This is a genomic window from Pseudomonas sp. NPDC090592 (assembly GCF_044769185.1).
Taxonomy (GTDB): Bacteria; Pseudomonadota; Gammaproteobacteria; order Pseudomonadales; family Pseudomonadaceae; genus Aquipseudomonas.
The window spans coordinates 93,412-114,989 of sequence record NZ_JBIVXJ010000004.1 but is presented as its reverse complement, the minus strand read 5'-3'; the positions used below and the strand labels follow the sequence as shown (position 1 = coordinate 114,989).

The window sequence follows — 21,578 nt, the reverse complement described above, 5'->3', positions numbered from 1 at the left end:
CATGACTGCAGTTATCGATACATTTGATTCGACCATCGACACATCGCTGGCGTGGTTGATCGACGAAGGTGCCGGGTTCTTCAATGCCATGAGCACGGCCATGGACAGCGCCTATGCGGCGGTCAACTCGCTGCTGACGTTCGCGCCGTGGTGGGTGGTTGTGCTGGTGGCGGCACTGATCGGCTGGCGGGTCGTGGGGCTGCTGTTCGCGCTTACCGCCGTTGCCGGTTTATGGCTCTGCCAGGCGATGGGTTTGTGGACCGAAACCATGGCAACCCTGACGTTGGTGTTCAGCTCCACCTTGCTTGCCTTGCTGGTCGCCATTCCGGCGGGGGTTGTGGTGGGGCTGTCGGCCAGGTGGAAGCACGGGGCGGAGCTGGTGCTGGATTTCATCCAGACGATGCCGCCCTACATCTTCCTGCTGCCGGGTATTGCCTTGCTGGGCTATGGACCTGCCACGGCAATCTGGGCCACGTGCCTGGTGGCCATTCCACCGGCGCTGCGGCTCACCGCCCATGGGGTGTTCATGACCCCGGTGCAGTACTGCGAGCTGGGTTCGGCGGTGGGCATGAAAACGGCCTCGCAGGTGATGAAGATTCGCCTGCCGTTTGCCATCCCGTCGATTCTGGCCGGCATCAACCAAAGCCTGATGCTCAGTTTCGGCATGGTGGTGATTGCTGGTATCGCGGGGTCGGGTGGGCTGGGGCAAACCATCTACGAGGCGGTGCGTACCCTGAAGATCGACCTGGCAGTAAACGCCGGGATCGCCATCGTCATCCTGACCATTGTGCTTGACCGCATTTCGCAGGCCATGTGCACCACCGAAAAAGGAGCCGCGTGATGGATATCAGTGTATCGCCAGGCTCTGCCGTGGCGCCGTTCCTGTCTTACCTGAACAGCAACTTTCACCATGGTTTCATGGCGGTGGCGCAGTTCTTCGATGTACTTATCGGGGCCATCGTGGCGCTGCTCAGCCTGGCGTCTGCCCCTGTCGTCATCGGTAGCCTGGCGGTGCTTTGCGCGCTGGTGGCCGGCTGGCGTGTCGGCCTGATGACGCTGGTCGGGCTGGCAGGCTGCCTGGCGCTGGGCATGTGGGCACCGGCGGTGCACACCATCGCGCTGATTGTCGTGGCGGTGGCGTTTTCGCTATCGATCGGCATCGTGCTTGGCGTACTGCTGTCCAGGAGCGAGCGCTTGAAGGCCGCCGCACGGCCGGTTCTCGACGTGATGCAGACCATGCCGCCATGGGTGTACCTGGTGCCGGCCGTAGTGCTGTTCGGGCTCGGCGCGGTACCCGCACTGTTGGCAACCATCATCTTCGGCATCCCACCGATGATCCGCCTGACCATTCTGGCCATGAACCAGATACCCGCCAACCGGCTGGAGCTGGGGGCTGCGATCGGTGCTCGGCCGCGTGAGATCTTCTGGAAAATCGAGCTGCCGTCGGCTCTGCCAACCCTGTTGGTCGGGGTCAACCAGTGCGTCCTGCTGTCGCTGGGGATGGTGGTGTTGGCAGGGCTGGTTGGCGCTGGTGGGCTGGGGTCTGAAGTGACCCGTGGCCTTAGCCGCATGGAGTTCGGCCTTGGCGTGCGTGCCAGCCTGGCCATCGTGATTCTGGCGCTGATCATCGACCGGGTATGCCGCGGCACGGTGCCAGCCCGTTTCCTCAAGCATTGAGCAGCACCCGCAGTAGCAATCGTTCAACAACAAGATATTTGGAGAAAGCATGCGTACCCAACTGTACATCGATGGTCAATGGGCCGATCCGATCCGCAAGGGCACCCTGGACGTCATCAACCCGGCCAATGAGCAGGTCATTCATGCCATCCCCAAAGGCACCGCCGAAGACATCGACGTGGCCGTCAGTGCGGCACGCCGGGCATTCGACAAGGATGGCTGGCCGCAGACCACCGGCGCCCAACGCGCGGTCTACCTGCGTCGTATCGCCGAGCTGATCCGTAACCGCTCTGAAGAGCTGGCCAGGCTTGAAGTGCTCGACAACGGCAAACCGCTGCCCGAAGCACGCTGGGACATCGGTGATGCCGCTGGCTGCTTCGACTACTACGCCGGGCTCGCCGAGCAACTGGACAGCAACAGTGCCGCGGACCTGGCGATCTCGGATGATCGCTTCCGCACCAAGGTAGTGAAAGAAGCGGTAGGGGTGGTAGGCGGGATCATCCCCTGGAACTACCCATTGCTGATGGCAGCCTGGAAGGTAGCCCCGGCGCTGGCCGCAGGCTGCACCATCGTGCTCAAGCCGGCCGAGAATACTTCGCTGACCGCGCTGGAGCTTGCCGCCATCGCAGAGCAGGCCGAGTTGCCTGCTGGTGTATTGAACATCGTCACCGGGCTTGGCGGCGAGGCAGGTCAGGCGCTGGTCAGCCATCCGCAAGTCGACAAGCTGGCCTTCACCGGCTCTGGCAAGATCGGTTCGCACATCATGGCCGAGGCCGCCAAGGACATCAAACGGGTGAGCCTGGAGCTGGGCGGCAAGTCGCCGCTGCTGGTGTTCGACGATGCCGATATCGAGAACGCGGTCGAGTGGATCATGTTCGGCATCTTCTGGAACCAGGGCCAGGTGTGCTCGGCCACCTCCCGGGTGCTGGTGCAGGAGGGCGTTTACGACAAGCTGCTCGCGCGCCTGACCGAGGAGGCCCGCAAGATCACCATTGGCGACGGCCTGGAGGAGGGCGTGCTGCTCGGCCCGCTGGTTTCCCGGCAACAATACGACCAGGTCAGTGCCGCGGTGGTACGTGCCCAGGAAGACGGCGCCCAGGTGGTTACCGGCGGTGCTCGCCCTGCCGCCTTGGGCAAGGGCTACTACTTCCAGCCCACCATCCTCACCGAGGTGCCGCTGGACAGCCACGCCTGGAAGGAGGAGATCTTCGGCCCGGTGGTCTGCGTGCGCCGCTTTGCCACCGAGAAAGAGGCCGTGGCGCTGGCCAATGACAGCCGCTACGGCCTGGCCGCCGCGGTGATGACCACCGATGCCCAGCGCTCCGAGCGCGTGGCCCAGGCCTTGCGCGCCGGCATCGTCTGGATCAACTGCTCGCAACCGACCTTCACCGAAGCGCCATGGGGCGGCTACAAGCAGTCCGGCATCGGCCGCGAACTGGGCAAGTGGGGCCTGGAAAACTACCTGGAAACCAAACAGATCACCGCCTACACCAGCAACGCGCCTTGGGGGTGGTACATCAAGTAAGGGGTGCTGCGCCCGCAAGCGTGTTGCAGACCTTGTGGGAGCGGGTTCACCCGCGAATGCGGCGGTAGAATCAGCATCGCATTCGCGGGTAAACCCGCTCCCACAGGTCCCTGCTAAATCAAAGAGTTATGTGTTGTTCCATGAGAGGTAGGTTTTGACAAAGACATTGGTAGTGGTCGCACACCCGGACCTTTCCAGCTCGCGCATCAATGCCGCCTGGTACAAGGCCCTGCAGGGGCAACCGGGGGTTACGGTGATCGACCTGTACGGGCGTTATCCCGACGGCAAGATCGACATCGCTGCTGAGCAGCAACTTATCGAGGCACATGAGCGCATCGTGCTGCAGTTCCCGATGCAGTGGTACAACTGCCCGGCGCTGCTCAAGCAGTGGATCGACGATGTGTTCGCCGACGGCTGGGCCTACGGCAGCGGCAAGGCAGTGGCCGGCAAGACGCTGAGCATTGCTGTTTCCACCTGGTCGAAGGCCTCGGATTACCAGACGCAAGGGCGCTACGGGCGCACGCTGGAAGAGCTGACCAGCCCGTTCGAGGTGCTGGCATTTCGTATCGACATGCACTACCGCCCCGGGTATTTCCTCAGCGGTATTGGCGACATTGGCGACGACGCCCTGCGCGACAACGCCGAGCAGTACCGGCACTACATCACAGCGTTTGAATACCAGTACAGCGTTGACATGGCCTGACAGCCGGGCGTTGCCTGCACCACGCCAACGCTGGGTAACACGATGACCGATTGAACCACTTGATTAGCCTGCCGGGCGCGCCCGCGATTGAAAAGGGCGCGGGCGCCTGCAGCCATAAGAACAATGGAGGGTGTGATGCAAAGCGTTTCGTTCCGCCAGATGAAAGACGGTGTCAAAGAAGAATATGAAATGCTCCACCAGCTGGAGGCGGACTTCGCCACGTTGTTGCCGGACCGTATCATGGCGTGCCTGCGCGGCCTGGAGAACTCCTTGAGCGGCTACCAGATCGACCGCCTGCAGCATTCGCTGCAAACCGCCACTCGTGCCGAAAACGACGGTGCCGACGAAGAGATGATCGTGGCGGCGCTGATTCATGACCTGGGCGATGAGCTGGCGCCCTACAACCATTCGCAGTATGCCGCCTCGATCATTCGCCCCTACGTGCGCGCGGAGGTCACCTGGGTAATCAACTACCACGGGCTGTTCCAGAACTTCTACTACGTGCACTTCTTCGGCGGCGACCCCAACGAGCGGGACATCTACAAGGACCACCCGTATTACCAGAGCTGTGTGCACTTTTGCGAAGCCTGGGACCAGGCCTCGTTCGACCCGGACTACCCGACGTTCCCGCTCGAACACTTCGAGCCGATGGTGCGGCGCATTTTCACCCGCCCCGCATTCGACCCACGGTATGTGGGTGACGAGCGCATGAGCGTCAGTACCGAACGCTCGGTCGCCTGAACCGCCCTGATCAGAAGCCCACAAGGAGAACACCATGGATGACCGTGCAGCAATCAGTGGCACCACACGTGTCTTCGCCATTCTCGCCGATCCTGTCGCACAGGTGAAATCGCCGCAGGCCGTGAACCGGATGGCCAGTGAACGGGGCGAGAACAGTGTGCTGGTGCCGATGCAGGTCGCGCCGGCGGACCTTGCGCGGGTGGTCGAAGGGCTGCGTGCAGTTCAGAGCATTGGCGGTTTTGTGGTCACCGTGCCGCACAAGTCGGCGGTGGTGGACTATTGCGATACGGTTTCCGACGCGGTGCGCCAGGTTGGGGCAGCCAATGTCGTCACCCGTAGCACCGATGGGCGCCTGCACGGGCATAACCTCGATGGCCTGGGTTTCGTCGCCGGGCTAAGGCTTGGCGGCATCGAGCCTGCCGGCCTGTCGGTGTATCTGGCAGGAGCAGGGGGCGCGGCGTGTGCGATCGCCTTCGCCCTGGCGCAGGCGGGTGTACGCAGCCTGACGGTGTATAACCGCACCCCGGCCAAAGCACGGCAGTTGCTGGAGCGGCTGGCCGAAGCCTATCCCGGCCTGGCCACCGCGGTAGGAACGGATAACCCAAGCGAACATGATCTGGTCGTCAATGCCACCTCGCTGGGCATGCGCGAAGGTGATGCGCTACCGTGTGACGCCTCCCGGCTGGAGGCTGGCCAGGTTGTTGCAGAAATCATCATGGAGCCAGCGCTAACACCGCTGTTGCAAGCGGCCAAGCGCCAGGGCTGCCAGACCCACCCGGGGGTTTCGATGATGGAGGGCCAGCTCGAAATGATCTTCCAGACGCTACACCGGGGAGGTTGATTCACCAACTACCCGTACGGCCAGATGGCCGTGATGTCGACCCGTGGCTTTTATCCAATAACAACAAAAGAGCGTGCCCAATGAAAATGATGATGCGTCCTTCCGTTCCTGCCTGTGCCGCGTTGTGCAGTCAGGCGCTCAATGCAGTCAGTGTAGGCCTGCGCGGTGCCTGGGTTGAACTGCGCACACTCGATCAGGACGTTGCTGAACGGCCTGGCGGAACCGCTTCGTCCGTGCGGTCGATGCCGATGACCGCGCATGCATACCTGGCCATGGGCACGCTGATGATCCCCGAGACGCACGAATAACGATTGCAGCGCATTGGCTTCAGGGATACCTGGTGGCCGTAGTTACAGAGCGGAATGTTGTACCCGGACTGCCTGGTCAATCACTGATATCCATAATAAAAGGTGTACCATGTCCAACCCTGTTTCTCTGGAAGACGTGCCATTCAACCGCTTTCATCGGTTGCTCGCATTGCGTTCCAGCGGCGGCTCATTCGTCGATGGCTACGTGCTGAGTATTATCGGCATCGCTATGCCGTTTCTTGTCCCTGCAATGAATATCAACAGCTTCTGGGAAAGCCTGATTGCTGTTTCGGCGCTGGTGGGTATCTTTCTGGGCGGCTTCGTTGGCGGAAGTCTCACCGACCGGTTTGGCCGGCGTGCCATGTATTTCGTCGGTCCGATTTTGTTCACCGTGTGTTCGGTGTTGCAGTTGTGGGTCGACTCAGGGCCTGGCTTGTTTATCCTCCGGTTGCTGATTGGTATAGGCATTGGTTTTGAGTATCCAGTGGCCACTGCCTTTCTGGTCGAGTTCTTGCCCAAAAAAGCCCGTGGGCCACGCCTTGCCAGCTTGAGTATCTATTTCTTTGCAGGGGCGGCGGCTGCCTACATGTGCGGCCAGGCGTTGATCGAGGCGGGCGGGGCTGAGGGATGGCGCTATGCGCTGGCCAGCACTGCGCTGGTGAGCGGTTTACTGCTGCTTATCCGCAAGGGTACGCCGGAGTCGCCGCGCTGGCTGATCAGCAAAGGCCGCACGGTTCAGGCTGAGCGCATCATCAGGCAGATCTATGGCCAGGGCTTCGGGCTGAGGAATCTGCCCGAACATCCCAAGCCTGCGAAGCTGTCAGTACGCAGTTTGCTGCATGCAGGCTATGGCCGGCGGATGTTTTTCGTCACCACGTTCTGGACGTGCTCGGTAATCCCCGTGTTTGCCGTCTACGCCTTCGCGCCCAAGGTCCTGGACGCGCTGCACCTTGACGCGCAGTGGTCTGCCTACGGCTCGATGATCATCACCCTGATGTTCGTAGTGGGTTGTTTCGTCGCCACCTGGCTGGTCAATGCCATGGGCCGCAGAAGCCTGTTGATCAACAGCCTGCTGTGGTCTGGGCTTGCGCTGTTGCTGCTGGGCAGTTTTTCCGAACAGTCATCGTGGTTGACCGTGGCGCTGTTCGCCGCCTACGCCTTTTTCATTGGTGGCGCCCAGGTGCTGCAGTTCATCTACCCGAATGAGATTTTCCCGACCGAAATCCGCGCCGTGGCTGTCGGGCTGGGTACCTCGGTATCGCGCATCGGTGCGGTGGTGGGCACTTACCTGGTACCCATGTCGATCCAGTCGATCGGCATTGGCCATACCCTGTACTTCGCCGCAGGCATCACCTTCGTCGGCCTTGTGGTGTCCTGGCTGATGGCGCCCGAAACCCGTGGTGTCGAGCTTTGCAAGGCATCGTCGCTGGCGCCTCAAACCGGTCCGGCCCGGCAGCCATCTGCTAGCCCGCTGCACAAAGCTACCTAGAGCATCAGGGCTGCCCCAAGGGGCAGCCCTGCACACGGAAGTGCCTCGACCCGCAACGGGTCGGGACGGCAACGTCGTATTGGAGCAACGACCGAAACTCAACGTGTTGTGACTCACCATTTCAGTGAAGGGGTTACGTATGCATAAGCTGTTGAGAGTGCTGGCTATTGCCTTGATGTGTCTGTTTGCAAGTGTTATTCAGGCGGCAGAAAAGACAACAATTAAAATCGGCACATTACCGTGGGAAGATACGGTTCCTTTATCGGATATCGCCAAACGCTTTTTGGAGAAACAAGGCTACACCGTTGAAATGACTACGTTCCCTGACTGGGGCATTGCATTTGCTGCACTGGGGCGAGGGGATGTGGACTTGATGGTGTCGCACATCAACTATATCGCTGCCGACTATTGGCAGAAATATTATCAACGGCTCGAAAAAGTTTCGGTGGTATCCCATGGCCTGCGCCAGGGCATCGTGGTGCCTGATTACATGCCGATCAAGTCCATCGAAGAACTGAACGGTATCAAGGATCAGGTCGATGCCAGGATCATTGGCATCGAACCGGGCTCTGGCGTGATGCGCGACACAACCGAGGTCATCAAGCAGTATGGGCTGCAATACACCCTGGTGGATGGCAGCACCGCGGCCATGACCGCCCAGTTGCAGTCGGCCATCGAGCGCAAGGCGCCCATCGTCACCCTGTTGTGGCAGCCGTCGTGGATGGACATGAAGTTCAAGGTTCGCTACCTGGAAGACCCCAAAGGCGTATTTCCGCCGCCACAAACCTATTACTGGATTGCCAGGAAGGGGTTCTCTGTCGCCAACCCGCGGGTGCGTGAGGCCATGGCCAGTTTATATGTACCTATCGACGAGATCACCGCAATCAATATGTCGGTCAACGATGGCATGACCATGCAACAAGCGGTGGATAAATGGTGGGGGCAGAACACCAAGTTGATCGACAAGTGGGCCGTCATGACCAAGTGAGGCGGTGAGCAAAGTAGTGAGCGTGTGTTGTGGTGTTTCCAGAACTTGAAAAACAACAAGACAAGTGGAGCGCAAGCATGGCAACCGTGTTTCCGAAATCGCATAAAGACCTGCTGCAGGAACGTCAACCAGGCTTCAGCATGCCAAGCGAGCTGTATGGCCGTCAGGATGTGCTGGACAATGACATCGAGGTGATCTTTCACCAACACTGGATCATGGTCGGTGTCGCGGCCGATGTGCCTGAGCCCGGTGATGTTTATGCCGTGGACATCGGCAGGTCGTCGGTGTTGCTGGTTCACGATGACGATGGCGTGATCAGGGCGTTCCGCAATGTATGCCGCCACCGCGGCTCGCGGCTCAAGGATCCGGGCAAGTCGACCGTTGGCATGTTGGTGTGCCCCTATCACCAATGGACCTACGACCTGGACGGCGCCCTGAAGCATGCGGGGCACATGGGCGCCGACTTTGATCGCAGCTGCCGCAGCCTGATGCCAGTGCATGTGCGCGATATTGCCGGTGTCCTGTTTGTGTGCCTGTCCGACAACCCGCCCATGGACATTGCCAGGCTGGAACAGGAGATGACCGCCAGGTGGGCGCCTTACGACCTTCGCAATACCAGGATCGCCTACGAGAGCGACATCATCGAAGCAGGCAACTGGAAGCTGGTGATCGAGAACAACCGCGAGTGCTACCACTGTGCCGGTGGCCATCCAGAGTTGCTGGTCAGCCTGTCATCGGCTGACCTTGGATATTCTGCTGAAGAAATGACCGCGCATGAGCGCGCGCAGGTCGATGCGTTCGAGGCCCTGAGCGAACGTCAGCGCGCCAGTTGGGACGCCGACGGCATAATCCACCATGTGGTCGATGAGATGGCCGATGAAAACCCCACCATGTTTCGCGCCCAACGCCAGGTCATCATCGGCGCAGGTGAGTCCCAGACCATGACCACTCACGTCGCCTGCCACAAGTTGCTAGGTGGCGGGGCGCGCCGGGACCTGGGCAGCAGCCACCTGTGGACGCACCACTCCTGGACCCATGTGATGAGCGATCACGCGGTAGTCACCTACTGCATTCCACTGACGCCGGATACCACCCTGGTGCGCAGCAAATGGCTGGTGCGCGCAGATGCGGTGGAGGGCGTCGACTACGACCTCGAGCAACTGACCGAAGTGTGGAAGGCCACCAATGCGGCCGATGCCCGCTTCGTCGCGATCAACCACTGCGGTACGCAGGACCCCGGTTACGTGCCCGGGCCTTATTCCAGGTACACCGAAGTATTCCTGGAACGCTTCGCCAGCTGGTACTCGGCCAGGCTTGCGGCGCATGGGGTTCGTTGATCGGCGGTGTCAGCGGCGGGCCAGAGCCTGCGGAGGGTTGCAAAGATGATGTTCGACAAAGTATCAGACCCGGCCACCTGGGCCCGCGTGGGCACGCTTTGGCCAAGTTCGGAGCGGCGCCTGCTGACCTGCACCGGCATCGTGCAGGAAACCCACGATGTGCGCACGTTCAGCTTCAGCGCGGCGAGCGGCGAGCTGTTCAGCTTCGAGCCTGGCCAGTTCATCACCCTCGACGTGGATATGGGGGCAGCGAGCCAGTCGCGCTGCTACACGGTTTCGTCTTCGCCAACCCGGCCCTTCACCTTGAGCATCACGGTCAAGCGGGTGGCCAACGGGCCGGTGTCCAACTGGCTGCACGACAATCTGCGCCTGGGCGATGCGATAACGGCCTACGGCCCGGCCGGAGCCTTTACGGCAAGTGGCATTGCGGCGCAGCGCTACCTGTTCTTGTCTGCAGGCTCCGGGGTCACGCCGTTGATGTCGATGGTGCGGGCCGCGGCGGATCTGGATCTTGATCGCGATGTGGTGTTCGTCCACAGCGCGCGCACGCCAGGCGACATCATTTTTCGCGATGAAGTGCAGCGGCTGGCGCGCCAGCATTCGCAGCTCAAGGTACTCAACATCGTCGAAGGGGTTGGCGACGAGCGTGCGTGGGATGGGCCGGTCGGGCGGCTCGACCTGGCTGTGCTGCAGGCCCATGTCGCGGACTGGCGGTCCCGTGAAGTGTTCGTTTGTGGCCCTGGTCCCTATATGCAGGCCGTGCACGACATGCTGATGGGGCAGGGGTTCGACATGTCCCGCTACCACTGCGAAAGCTTCAGTTTCGGGGTGGTGGAGCCGCTGGGTGCAGGCAACGCGGCGGCGCCGCCGCCGATTGCCGGTGCTGAGCTGGCAGGGTACAGCGTGCGATTCAACAAGTCGGGTGCAGTGTTCAGCGCGCGTCGGGGGGAAACCGTGCTGGGCGCTGCCAGGCGTTCGGGCGTGGCGATTGCGTCATCGTGCAGCCAGGGTATCTGTGGCACCTGCAAGGCGCAGCTGCTTGAAGGCACCGTGGATATGCAGCATGGCGGCGGTATTCGGCAGAGGGAAATCGACAAAGGCCTGCGGTTGATGTGCTGTAGCACGCCGCTGTCGGACATTGTCGTCGACCTCTGAGCAAAGGTTGTTATGTCGGCTTTCAGGGGCGTGATCCGCCCCTGCTTTTTTTCAAGGAGCGATGGATGATGCAAAACCGTTATGCGTTGGACCTGGACGTTGCGACCGTCATTTTGCAACAGGCGAAAGACCATGCGAGTGCCCAAGGCTGGAGGGTATCGATCGCCGTGGTGGACGAAGGCGGTGGCCTGCTGGCGTTCGCGCGTATGGACGGCGCCAGCCTGCTCAGCGCAGAGCTTGCCCAGGGAAAAGCCAGAACCGCCGCCATCGGCAAGCGCGATTCGAAGGCCTTTGAAGACATGGTTCAGGAGGGGCGCCTGAGCCTGCTGAGCGTGCAGAGCCTTACCTGCCTGGAGGGCGGCTTGCCTTTGCGATACGAAGGCCAATGTCTTGGCGCAATTGGCGTTTCCGGCGTTGCATCGCACCAGGACACCCTGATCGCCAGGGCCGGAGCGGCCGTCATCGGTTGATTCGCTGTTCACCCAAGGCTCAGTAGGTACGACGGGCCTTGCTCACCGTTTTCAGGGGTAGCGTTAGCAATGAAAAGAACGACGGCACTGACCTGTTTAGGGCTAGGTATCATCTGGGGTTGTACCTACACCTTTCTCCAGTGGTCGACGCAATTGATCACGCCGCTGCAGACTACCTTCATTCGCGTGCTGTTCGGTTTTCTGCCTATTGCGGGTTACGGCCTGTTTACTGGCATGCTGCAGTGGCGGCACATGCGTCACCTTCATCACTTTGCCGCGATGTCCATCCTGGCAGGCAGTGTTTACTTTTTTGCCATTACCGCCGGTACGGCACTGCTACCGTCAGGCGTTGCAGGGTTGCTCAATGGTGCGATTCCGCTATTCGCCTTTCTGTGTGCCTGGCTGTTCTTGCGTGAGGAACGGCTTGGGTTGTTCAAAGGCGTGGGCATCGTGATGGGCTTTGCCGGCATGCTGCTGATAGCTGCGCCGTGGTCGGGCACGCAAGCCGTGGATCCCGAGGGGGTGGCCTACATGCTGTTCGGTGCCCTGTGCTTCGGTGCTTCGTTCGTCTACACCAAACGTTTCATCTCGCCGCTGAAAATACCGGCCGTGGCGTTGACGACCTACCAGCTGGGGCTGACCTTGCTCACATTGGCCGCCATCACGCCCATGACCGGGATTGCCAACCTCGCGGCCAGGCCGGCTGCGATGGTGGGTATCGTGCTTGGGCTCGGTGTGCTCAGCACCGGCGTTGCCTACATCGCGTTTTACCGTCTGGTTGAAAGTGAAGGCGCGGTCGCGGCCTCGGTCGTGACCTACATTCCACCGGTGGTGGCACTGTTGATTGGGGTGGCGGCTGGCGAACCCACAGCCGTCACGGCCTGGGCTGCAATGTTGTTGATTCTCGCGGGCGTGGCTGTCGTTCAGCTGGCTGGCCACTTCGAGATGCGCCTGGGTGCAGTGTCGGCCGCCGCGCGGCGCTTGAAATCATTCTGACTGCTATAAGGAGCGACTTCATGGATGCTGTTCCCCAGTTCCAGCAAGCACTTTACTTACGTGCCGACATCGTGACACTGCGGACCGACCTCGCACTGGCCCTGCGGGCCGCAGACCGGCACGGGCTTTCCGAGGGTGTATGCAATCATTTCAGTGTTGCCGTTGCGGGTGAGCCTGATCTTTTCCTGCTCAACCCTCGCGGCCGGGCATGGTCGGAAGTACAAACCGACGACATCGTTCTGGTAGACAGCAATGGCCGCCGCCTGGCGGGGCGCCATGAGATAGAACCGACGGCCATGTTCATTCATGCGGCTATTCACCGCATTACTGGCAAGAGTGCGTGCTGCATACCCATATGCCCTATGCCACAGCACTTTCACTGACGGTTGCGGGTGCGCTTGATACAACACTTTCACAAAATGCGATGCGTTTCCATGAACGCCTGGTAGTAGACCGTGAGTACAACGGTTTCGCCTTCGATCATTCTGAAGGCGAGCGTATTGCGCATGCGATGAATGGCGCCGACGTCGTGTTTCTCGGCAACCATGGAGTCGTCGTGTGCAATGACCGAATCGATTACGCCTACGAGGATCTCTATTACCTGGAACGTGCCTGCTGTGCTGAAGTGCTGGCCCGCTCTACGGGGTTGGCGCTGGCGCCATCATCCCCCGATATCGCCAGGAAAGTTGTGGCGCAACTGGATCAAGGGCGCCTGCAAAGTGAACTCTTTTTCGAGTCATTGCGCCGCCTTTTGTAGCATCTTTTCCAGCTCACCCAGCTTTAAAAACAAATCCAAGGAGGCAAATCATGAAGTGCTGGTTCATTACAGGCGTTTCGCGCGGCTTTGGTTTGGCGCTCGCCAAAGCGGCCCTTGCAAAGGGTGACAAGGTGATCGGAACCGTGCGGAGCGAAGCGCCAGTTCTGCAATACCCTGACGATCGCTGGCGGGTGCTCAAGGTCGACATGAATGACGATGAAGGCGTTATCGCCGCAGTCCACCAGGCATTCGCAGCGTTTGGCAGGATCGATGTGCTGGTCAACAACGCAGGTTATGGGGTGCTTGGGCCACTTGAGAGCTCGACCGATGAAGACTTGCACAAGCTGTTTCAGGTTAACGTCTTCGCGCCGATCCGCATCATTCGCACGGCGTTACCTTACTTGCGCAAGCAAAAGGGCGGGCACATCATCAACATCACCTCGATCGCCGGGCGCGCGCCAGGCGTAGGGGCGGGGCTTTACGCGGCCACTAAATTCGCCCTGGAGGGGTGCACGGCCACCTTGGCTCGTGAGGTCGAACCCTTTGGTATCAAGGTCACTGCCGTTGCCCCTGGCCAGTTTCGTACCGACTTTCTCGACACCGAACCGCGGCAAGTGGATACGCAAGATGCAGCGTATGCGACAACCGCGGGCGCAGCACTGGATGCTTTGTACCGCTTGAACCACCTCCAGCAAGGCGACCCGGCGCTTGCGGCGCAAGCGATCCTGCAGGCCGTGGCTGCAGCACAGCCTCCGCTACAGCTGTTGCTGGGCGCGGACGCGGTGGAGCGCGCGCGGGCCAGGATGAGGGCAGTGGAAGAAGAAATGACAGGTTGGGAAGACGTCAGCGTCAGTACAGGTTTCAGGGACGCCGAGGCTGCCGGGTAGCGAGAGATCGACTTGCAAGACCTCCTTCCCCGTTCACTGTCGGGCCAGCAGCTCACAAGCTTTTGTATCGCCTTCAGATAGCCAAGGTGAATGGCTTTCGACGATCTTGTCTCGATACGTTACATTAGGCACATGTGCCTAAGAGGCTTTCCATGTACCCTAAAGACAAGCTCCAGTGGCTGATTGAGCAATCGGGTGTCACCCAAGCCCAAGCGGCTGAGCTCATTGCCCAGGAAACCAAGCGTCCGTGTAGCGTACGCAGTGTACGCGCATGGCTAGCGGCTTCAGATAAATCCAGCGCAAGGACATGCCCAGCCTGGGCGGTCATCGCATTGGAGGCGCGACTGCTTTTCCACAAAATGATTGCTCGATGACAGTTATGTGCCTTGCTTGCCGTACAGCACCCAACGGTTCTGGGAGCATCTTGTTGCGCCTATGGGCCGGCGCCCGAATGATTGGAGACACCTCCCATGCTTAAAAACCTGACGTTTGAAGGTGTTGGTCCTGCAGAGAGGCTCGCCATCGACTTCAAACCGCGTCTGAATTTCCTGACAGGCGACAATGGTCTGGGAAAAAGCTTTGTTTTGGATATTGCCTGGTGGTCACTAACGCGTACTTGGCCCAGAGATGGCCTAGCCACTCCGCGTAAGGGCGCCAGTCAGTCGAGTATCGCCTACTGCTATGAAGGCAGCACCGGAGAGTTCGCTTACAAAAGTAATTTTGACCACGAATCCCAGCAATGGTCGGTCAAGCAGAGCCGTCCGGCGATATCAGGAGTGGTGATCTATGCCGGCGTTGATGGGAGCTTCTCTGTCTGGGACCCGGCGCGCAACTACTGGAAGGGCGATAGAGGAGAGGCCGCCGCACCGAACCGTCCACGTAGTTTCGACTTTTCACCTGATGCTGTTTGGAATGGCCTGCTTTCCAGCGACGGCAAAACCCAACTCTGCAATGGTCTGATCAGTGATTGGGTTCTGTGGCAGGAAGGTAGTAAACCCGCTTTCGATGATCTGGTCAAAGTTCTGGAAGCTCTGTCACCTTCTGGTGTCGAAAAAATGAAGCCAGGAGAGCCGATGCGTGTGGGCGATAGTGTTCGTGACATTCCCTCATTGCGTATGCCTTATGGGCAGGATGTACCGTTGACACAGGCATCGGCTGGAATGCGTCGTATCGCGGCATTAGCTTACCTGCTTGTATGGACCTGGCGAGAGCATCAATTGGCTTACGAGCGTTACCGGGTCCAACCGGCTAGAGAGATCATCTTCCTCATTGATGAAATTGAGTGCCACCTGCATCCGGAATGGCAACGCCGTATCGTCCCGGCGTTGCTCAATGTCATGAATGCGCTGACCGGCAATCGTGAGGTACCTGTACAACTATTGGCAGCAACTCATTCGCCGTTGGTGCTAGCTTCGACCGAACCTGAATTCGATGGTTCGCGTGACTGCATCTGGGATTTCGATCTTGTCGGCACCGAAGTGCAAGCCTCACTCTATCCGTATTCGCGTAAAGGGGATGTGAATGCCTGGCTATCTTCCGATGTTTTCAACCTGAAGGAGCCAAGCTCTGTGGCTGCCGAAGAGGCGCAGGGGCGTGCACGGACGTTCTTGCGGGAAGTCAGTTTACAGAAGGCGCCTTTGACAGCTGAGCAGAAGAGCACCCTTGGCGATATTGACTCGGCACTTCGGGGTAGCTTGAGTGATGTCGATTCTTTCTGGGTTCGCTGGAGCAACTTCCGTGAGCAGAGGTTGGGCAGCGCATGATCCGAGTCGAGCGGGCGGATGAGCCTGAGAGCTTTGATGAGTTAGTCAGGAAGCCTGGTCATCGAGCCATTGCCGAACTGGTGGGTGAGGAGGGCTTGCCCACGCGTAGAGGGCGGCCCAGGAAGGTAGTGGCGCACACTCGTGAAGATATTCCAGCTGACAAGTTTCCACCTGTGTGGACTCACGCTCTACCGGACTTGATGGAAGCGTACGGCCGTCTTTGCGCCTATATCTGTATCTATATCGAGCGAGTCATAGGCGGCGGTTCAGTGGACCATATGCTAGCTAAATCTCATGCGTGCAGGGACGTATACGAGTGGCAGAACTATCGCTTGGCCTGCACGCATAATGAATGCCCGCAAAAATAACTATCAGGACGTCCTGGACCCTTTCGAGGTCGAGGATGGGTGGTTTCGTCTCGAGCTGGTCAGCTACCAGGTCATACCCGGTGAGGATCTTGATCCTGCGATTGAGGCGCGGGTGCTGGCTACCATCACACGCTTGAACCTGAACGATCATGATTGCCTGAAGGTCCGTGAAGAGTACGCTACAGCATTTTTCGATGGCGACATTAAATTGGACTACTTTCGGCGGCGCGCGCCGTTTTTGGCAAGGGAAATTGAAGGGCAGGGTGCGATCTACCCCATGGGGAGACACGAGGAGTTGGGGGCTTAACCACATATCTCTTATCGGTCTTTGCTGGCATGATGATGCCTTTCACTTCCATCGTTCATGCATTGAATGATGATCGACGCAATAGCTGAGCAGGGAATGCCCGTTTGATGTCGCCACTTCCTCAACCCAAAGCCCTGATTTTCGATCTTGAGGTGGTGCCGCCCAAGAACAATGAAGCTGCTCGGATCATGATGGTCGGCGCCCTTCGGCCTGACTCGGGGGCGGAGCTGGAGCTGAAGGTTTCTGGAAACCCGTCCCTGGCCTTGCAGCAACTGGATGCACTGTCCGAGGGGGCAAGCTTCGTACTCGGACACAATGTGATCGACCATGATCTGCCTATCTTACGCGAGCATATGCCCGGCATGGCTTTGAATGCTCTCCCGGTCATTGATACTCTGCGTCTGTCGCCGCTGGCGTTTCCACAAAACCCGTATCACCGGCTGATCAAGGATTACAAGCTTATCCGTGACAGTCTGAACTCGCCGTTGTCTGACTGTCGCTCGACGTTGGTTCTGTTTCAGGATCAACGCCAAGCCTTCACGCAGTTGAACGAGACCAATCAGACGGAGCTCCTCTGCTATCAGGCGTTGCTCACGCCGAGCACGAGGGGAGACCTGGGATTCTTCTTCGCATCCTTGACTGGGCAGTCTCCGGTATCTGTACCCGAGCTCAAAATGCTGGTTCCGCAATTGCTGCAAGAGACGGATCCTTCGCAACCGCGGGATTTGAAGGTTTGTCGGGCCCGACTGGAGCAACTGCTCGACGACGATCTTCAGCGGGAAGAATTGCACTGGTCACTGGCCTATGTGTTCGCCTGGCTCCGGGTATCGGGCGGCAATTCTGTGTTAGCGCCTTGGGTTCGACACCAGTTTCCAGAGGCTGGGCGGCTGATCTGCGAACTACGTGATGTGCCGTGTGAGCGCGAGGATTGTCAGTACTGTCAGACGACTCATGACCCACGCCACGAACTGAAGCGCTACTTTGGCTTCCCGGATTTTCGTTACGAGCGGCCAGGGGAGAGTCTTCAGCACGACATCGTGCTGGCCGGTATGCGTGGCCAGCACGTATTGGCCATCCTGGCGACCGGCGGGGGCAAGTCGCTATGTTATCAATTGCCGGCATTGAACCGGTTCCATCGTAACGGCAGCCTAACCGTCATCGTTTCGCCGTTGCAGTCACTGATGAAGGATCAGGTCGACGGACTGCTGGAGCGCAACGTCCAGTGCGCCGCAGCCCTGAATGGCCTGCTCACTATGCCGGAGCGCGCGGAGGTACTGGAGAAGATCCAGATGGGCGACGTTGGAATTTTGCTGGCGTCGCCCGAGCAATTCCGCAACAAGGCTTTCCGGCGGGCGATCCGTCAGCGTCATGTTGGTGCCTGGATATTCGATGAGGCGCATTGCCTGTCGAAATGGGGCAGCGACTTTCGGCCAGACTACCTTTATGTGTCCCGCTTTATCCGGGAGTACACCGATGGCCAACCGCTGGCGCAGATCGGCTGTTTTACCGCGACGGCCAAGCCCGATGTGCTTGCGGATATTCAGAGCCACTTCAGGGAAAGCCTGGGCATTGAATTCAAGGTGTTCCCTGGAGGGCACGAGCGAACCAATCTGCACTTTGACGTGCTGCCCTGCACCAAGGCAGAGAAGTGGTCGCGTACGGATGGATTGCTGCGTGAGCACCTGGACGCTCAGGAGGGCGGTGCAGTCGTCTTCGTTTCCAGTCGCAAGAGTGCTGAGGAACTGTCCGACTTCCTGATTGGCCAAGGCTGGCCTTGCAAACACTTCCATGCCGGGATTGAGCCCAACACCAAAACCGATATTCAGGACGATTTCAAGGCTGGGCAACTGAAAATCATCGTCGCCACCAACGCTTTCGGGATGGGCGTGGACAAGGCGGATATCCGTCTCGTTGTACATGCAGACATACCAGGCTCGCTGGAGAACTATTTGCAGGAGGCGGGCAGGGCTGGGCGTGATCAGGGTGATGCGCGCTGTGTACTGTTGTACGACCCACAAGACATCGAAACCCAGTTCGGCATGAGCGAGCGCTCGAAGCTCAGCATCCGTGATATCCAGCAGATCCTGCGCAAGTTGCGGAACGAAAGCAGTCGACGCAAGGGTGGCAAGCTGATCATCACGGCGGGCGAAATCCTGTTGGATGAAAACGTTGAAACCAGCTTCACCGCGGATGAACGTGATGCCGAAACCAAGGTCGTTACGGCGGTTGCTTGGCTGGAGCGTGGTGACTACCTCAAACGTGAGGAAAACCATACTCAGATTTTCCCAGCACGGCTGGATGTGAGTGAGGAAGAGGCCGAGAAACGTTTGTTGAAGGCCGCGTTGCCGCAACGTCGATTGGAGGAGTTCAGGGCTATTCTGCGCTTTCTCTATGGCGCTGATGCCGATGAGCGGGTGAACACCGACCAGTTGATGCAGTTGACCAGCCTGGAGTCGGAGGAGGTTGCCAGCGCACTCAAGCAGTTGGAGGAGATGGGGCTGCTGGTCAATGACTCGCAGATAACGCTGTATGTGCGCCATGCTGTTACGGGGGCTTCTAGTCAGCGCCTGCAGAACACCCTGGAGCTGGAACAGGCATTGCTGCGGTGTTTGCCAGAGCAGGCGCCGGACGCCGAGCAGGGCGGTTGGCAGGATCTGAATCTGCCGTCACTGACCGCTGAACTCAGGGCAACGACAGGGCTGGAGGAGTTGCTCCCGCTGCATGTGCTTCGGCTGTTGCGCAGCCTGGCACAGGATCATGATGCGGATGATCAGCAACGCAGTAGCTTTGAGCTCAGGCAACTCAACCGTGACCACCTCAAACTCCGCATCAAGGGTGGTCATTCCTGGGCGAAGATCGTTGGCTTTGGTGACGTGCGACGCGTATTGGCGAGCAAGTTCCTGGAACTGTTGGTCGGTAAACTACCGGCAGGATTGCGAGGCGCGGATCTGCTGGTCGAAACGAGTTTTGGCGAATTGCTCCGGGTGATCGAAAGTGACCTCGAACTGCCGCATCTGATTCCGCCTAACAAGCGTCGCAAGGTGACTGAGCATGTCCTGCTGTATTTGCATCGGCAGGACATTCTGACCCTCAACCACGGCATGACGGTCATGCGCCGGGCTATGACCATTGAGGTCAAGAAGGAAGACAAGCGCAAGACCTTCCTCAAGGAGGACTACTTGCGACTTGACGAGCACTACCGCGAGAAGCGCGTTCAGGTTCATGTGATGCGTGAGTATGCGGAAGTGGCGCTGAAGGAGATGGCTGAGGCGTTGCGCCTTGTGCTGGATTATTTCACCGACTCCAAGCAGGCGTTCATCAAGCAGCATTTCAATGGGCGGGAGGACGTGCTCAAACTGGCGACCAGCGAGGAGTCATGGAAATCGATCATCGAGTCGCTGAGCACCACTCAGAAACTGATCGTAGCCGACGATGACGACATCAATCGGCTAGTGCTGGCTGGACCGGGCTCGGGCAAGACACGAGTGATCGTGCATCGCATCGCTTATCTGCTGCGAGTGCGGCGAGTACCAGCGACCAGCATTGTGGCGTTGACGTTCAACCGCCATGCGGCGAACGAGATCCGCAAGCGGCTGTTGGCTCTGGTCGGGGGCGATGCCTATGGCGTCAGCGTTCTGACTTATCACAGCATGGCCATGCGCTTGACCGGAACCAGTTTTGAACGCGGCGCGACGGTCGACGAGCGAGCTCTAAAGCAGGTTTTAAGCGATGCCGTCGAGTTGTTGGAGGGTAGGCGCAACATTGAAGGCGAAGACGACCTCCGCGAGCAGCTACTGCGCGGATACCGTTATATCCTGGTCGATGAATATCAGGACATTGATGATCTGCAGTACCGTCTGGTCAGTGCTCTAGCTGGGCGGCAGGCAGAAGAGGATGGCCGGTTGTGCATCATGGCGGTAGGCGATGATGACCAGAACATCTACGCCTGGCGCGATACCAACAATCGTTATATCGAACGCTTCCGCGACGACTACGAGGCGTCGACCAGCTTCCTGGTCGATAACTACCGTTCTTCCCTAAGCATTATTGAGGCGGCCAACCAGCTCATTGGCCAGAATACGGGTCGACTGAAAGAGGCCAACCCCATCCGGATCGACGGGGCTCGGCAGGAGCTGCCTGCCGGCGGGCTATGGGAAGAGCAGGATGAGCAACGCAAAGGCCGAGTACTCAGATTGCTGATCGACCCGAGCGATCGTGAGCGCGGCAATCTGCAGGCTCAGGCGTCAATGGTGGAGTTGGAGCGGTTAGTGATGCTCGAGCCAGGGAGCTGGAATGGCTGTGCGGTTCTGGCGCGGACGCACCGCTATCTGTGGCCAATCCAGGCCTGGTGCGAGCAGCACGATGTTCCCTATTTCCTGGCAGCAGACAAGGAAACGGCGTTACCCATTACCAGGCAGCGCAATTTTGTGGCTGCAACCGACTATCTGCGAGAAATCGAAGGCGCTTTGTGCGCGGCTGACGCATGGCAGCGTTTGGTGGGTAGCAATCAACTGGGGGAAGCTGAGTGGAAGAGTTTTTTCCAGACGGCCTTTGAGCAAATGCGAGGAGAGTTGGGCGACTGCCAACTTGGCAGTGGTGCTTTGATCGACTGGTTGTACGACTACGCCCGTGAATTGCGTCAACAGCCGAAGGAAGGCCTTTATCTTGGCACCGTGCACTCGGCCAAAGGGCTGGAGTTCCGCCATGTCGTTCTACTGGATGGTGGCTGGAGCGATCAGGTCGATACCCTGGCCGATGAGCGTCGTTTGTACTACGTGGGTATGACGCGAGCCGAACAGACCCTCACGTTGTGCGAGTTTGCTGATGGTAATCCATTCAGTTGCAGCCTGATGAACGTTCAGCAGCATGGTTTTTTGGGACGACCTCTTCCTGAGTTGGAGCTACGCTTTCAGCAACTCACGCTGAAGGAGATCGATATTGGTTTTGCCGGTCGTCAATCGCGGCATGCCCGGATACACAAGGCGGTTGAGGCACTTCGCGAGGGGGATCCCCTGACGCTGAGGGAGGAGGCTGGCCGATATCAACTGCTTGACAGGCAAGGCAACGTGGTAGGGCGAACCGCCAAGTCATTCCAACCTCAGACCGGCTTCGATCAATGCGAAGTCGCTGCCGTCATGGTGCGGTTCGCAGAGGATGGTCAGGAGCAATTCAGGAATTTGAATAAGTGTGAGCGTTGGGAAGTGGTTGTGCCGAGAGGGAGATGGTAAGTGAGAGCGGCGTCATGTTGCGGTGATTCAATTTGCTT

At 59.1% G+C, this 21,578-nt stretch carries 17 protein-coding genes and 1 pseudogene; all 18 read left to right on the top strand.

From position 1 onward, the window contains the following. Position 1: 1 nt before the first annotated feature. The 18 genes and pseudogenes from ACIQUI_RS04730 (at position 2) to ACIQUI_RS04645 (ending at position 21,540) form a co-directional block, all read left to right on the top strand. Entirely contained in the window at positions 2-841 is an 840-nt protein-coding gene (locus ACIQUI_RS04730; protein ID WP_403195359.1) for an ABC transporter permease, read from the top strand. Then, positions 841-1,677: an ABC transporter permease gene (locus tag ACIQUI_RS04725; protein ID WP_403195357.1), complete on the top strand. Its 837-nt coding sequence runs from the start codon at positions 841-843 to the stop codon at positions 1,675-1,677. Before ACIQUI_RS04730 ends, ACIQUI_RS04725 begins: the two co-directional genes overlap by 1 nt. A 49-nt stretch (positions 1,678-1,726) precedes the next feature. Beyond that, on the top strand, positions 1,727-3,202 hold the full coding sequence (locus tag ACIQUI_RS04720; protein WP_403195355.1) for an aldehyde dehydrogenase family protein: 1,476 nt from the start codon (positions 1,727-1,729) through the stop codon (positions 3,200-3,202). Positions 3,203-3,356: 154 nt separating this feature from the next. After that, entirely contained in the window at positions 3,357-3,905 is a 549-nt protein-coding gene (locus tag ACIQUI_RS04715) for an NAD(P)H-dependent oxidoreductase (protein WP_403195353.1), read from the top strand. Between the two features lie 135 nt (positions 3,906-4,040). After that, positions 4,041-4,646 carry an HD domain-containing protein gene (locus tag ACIQUI_RS04710; protein WP_403195352.1) on the top strand — a complete coding sequence of 202 codons (606 nt, stop codon included), beginning with the start codon at positions 4,041-4,043 and terminating at the stop codon, positions 4,644-4,646. Between the two features lie 34 nt (positions 4,647-4,680). Then, the gene (locus ACIQUI_RS04705) at positions 4,681-5,487 is read left to right on the top strand and encodes a shikimate dehydrogenase family protein (RefSeq protein WP_403195350.1); all 807 of its coding nucleotides are present in this window, start codon (positions 4,681-4,683) and stop codon (positions 5,485-5,487) included. 80 nt (positions 5,488-5,567) lie between these two features. Beyond that, positions 5,568-5,795, top strand: a complete 228-nt coding sequence (locus ACIQUI_RS04700) for a hypothetical protein (protein ID WP_403195348.1) — start codon at positions 5,568-5,570, stop codon at positions 5,793-5,795. Positions 5,796-5,904: 109 nt separating this feature from the next. Further along, on the top strand, positions 5,905-7,284 hold the full coding sequence (locus ACIQUI_RS04695) for an MFS transporter (protein ID WP_403195346.1): 1,380 nt from the start codon (positions 5,905-5,907) through the stop codon (positions 7,282-7,284). A gap of 139 nt (positions 7,285-7,423) precedes the next feature. Next, positions 7,424-8,272: a glycine betaine ABC transporter substrate-binding protein gene (locus tag ACIQUI_RS04690; protein WP_403195344.1), complete on the top strand. Its 849-nt coding sequence runs from the start codon at positions 7,424-7,426 to the stop codon at positions 8,270-8,272. Positions 8,273-8,349: 77 nt separating this feature from the next. Continuing rightward, positions 8,350-9,609 carry an SRPBCC family protein gene (locus ACIQUI_RS04685; protein WP_403195342.1) on the top strand — a complete coding sequence of 420 codons (1,260 nt, stop codon included), beginning with the start codon at positions 8,350-8,352 and terminating at the stop codon, positions 9,607-9,609. A gap of 45 nt (positions 9,610-9,654) precedes the next feature. Beyond that, the gene (locus tag ACIQUI_RS04680) at positions 9,655-10,764 is read left to right on the top strand and encodes a 2Fe-2S iron-sulfur cluster-binding protein (protein ID WP_403195340.1); all 1,110 of its coding nucleotides are present in this window, start codon (positions 9,655-9,657) and stop codon (positions 10,762-10,764) included. A gap of 65 nt (positions 10,765-10,829) precedes the next feature. Next, positions 10,830-11,234, top strand: coding sequence for a heme-binding protein (locus ACIQUI_RS04675; RefSeq protein ID WP_403195339.1), 405 nt, complete (start codon positions 10,830-10,832; stop codon positions 11,232-11,234). A 69-nt stretch (positions 11,235-11,303) separates the two neighbouring features. Further along, positions 11,304-12,230 carry a DMT family transporter gene (locus tag ACIQUI_RS04670; RefSeq protein WP_403195337.1) on the top strand — a complete coding sequence of 309 codons (927 nt, stop codon included), beginning with the start codon at positions 11,304-11,306 and terminating at the stop codon, positions 12,228-12,230. Between the two features lie 20 nt (positions 12,231-12,250). Then, positions 12,251-12,987: pseudogene (locus ACIQUI_RS04665) on the top strand (aldolase). Positions 12,988-13,037: 50 nt separating this feature from the next. Next, positions 13,038-13,874 carry an SDR family NAD(P)-dependent oxidoreductase gene (locus ACIQUI_RS04660; protein WP_403195335.1) on the top strand — a complete coding sequence of 279 codons (837 nt, stop codon included), beginning with the start codon at positions 13,038-13,040 and terminating at the stop codon, positions 13,872-13,874. 470 nt (positions 13,875-14,344) lie between these two features. Continuing rightward, on the top strand, positions 14,345-15,637 hold the full coding sequence (locus ACIQUI_RS04655; RefSeq protein WP_403195333.1) for an AAA family ATPase: 1,293 nt from the start codon (positions 14,345-14,347) through the stop codon (positions 15,635-15,637). A gap of 348 nt (positions 15,638-15,985) precedes the next feature. Continuing rightward, positions 15,986-16,312 (top strand): hypothetical protein, encoded by a 327-nt coding sequence (locus tag ACIQUI_RS04650; RefSeq protein WP_403195332.1) that lies wholly within the window; start codon positions 15,986-15,988, stop codon positions 16,310-16,312. A gap of 107 nt (positions 16,313-16,419) precedes the next feature. Next, positions 16,420-21,540: a RecQ family ATP-dependent DNA helicase gene (locus tag ACIQUI_RS04645; RefSeq protein ID WP_403195330.1), complete on the top strand. Its 5,121-nt coding sequence runs from the start codon at positions 16,420-16,422 to the stop codon at positions 21,538-21,540. Positions 21,541-21,578: the final 38 nt, after the last annotated feature.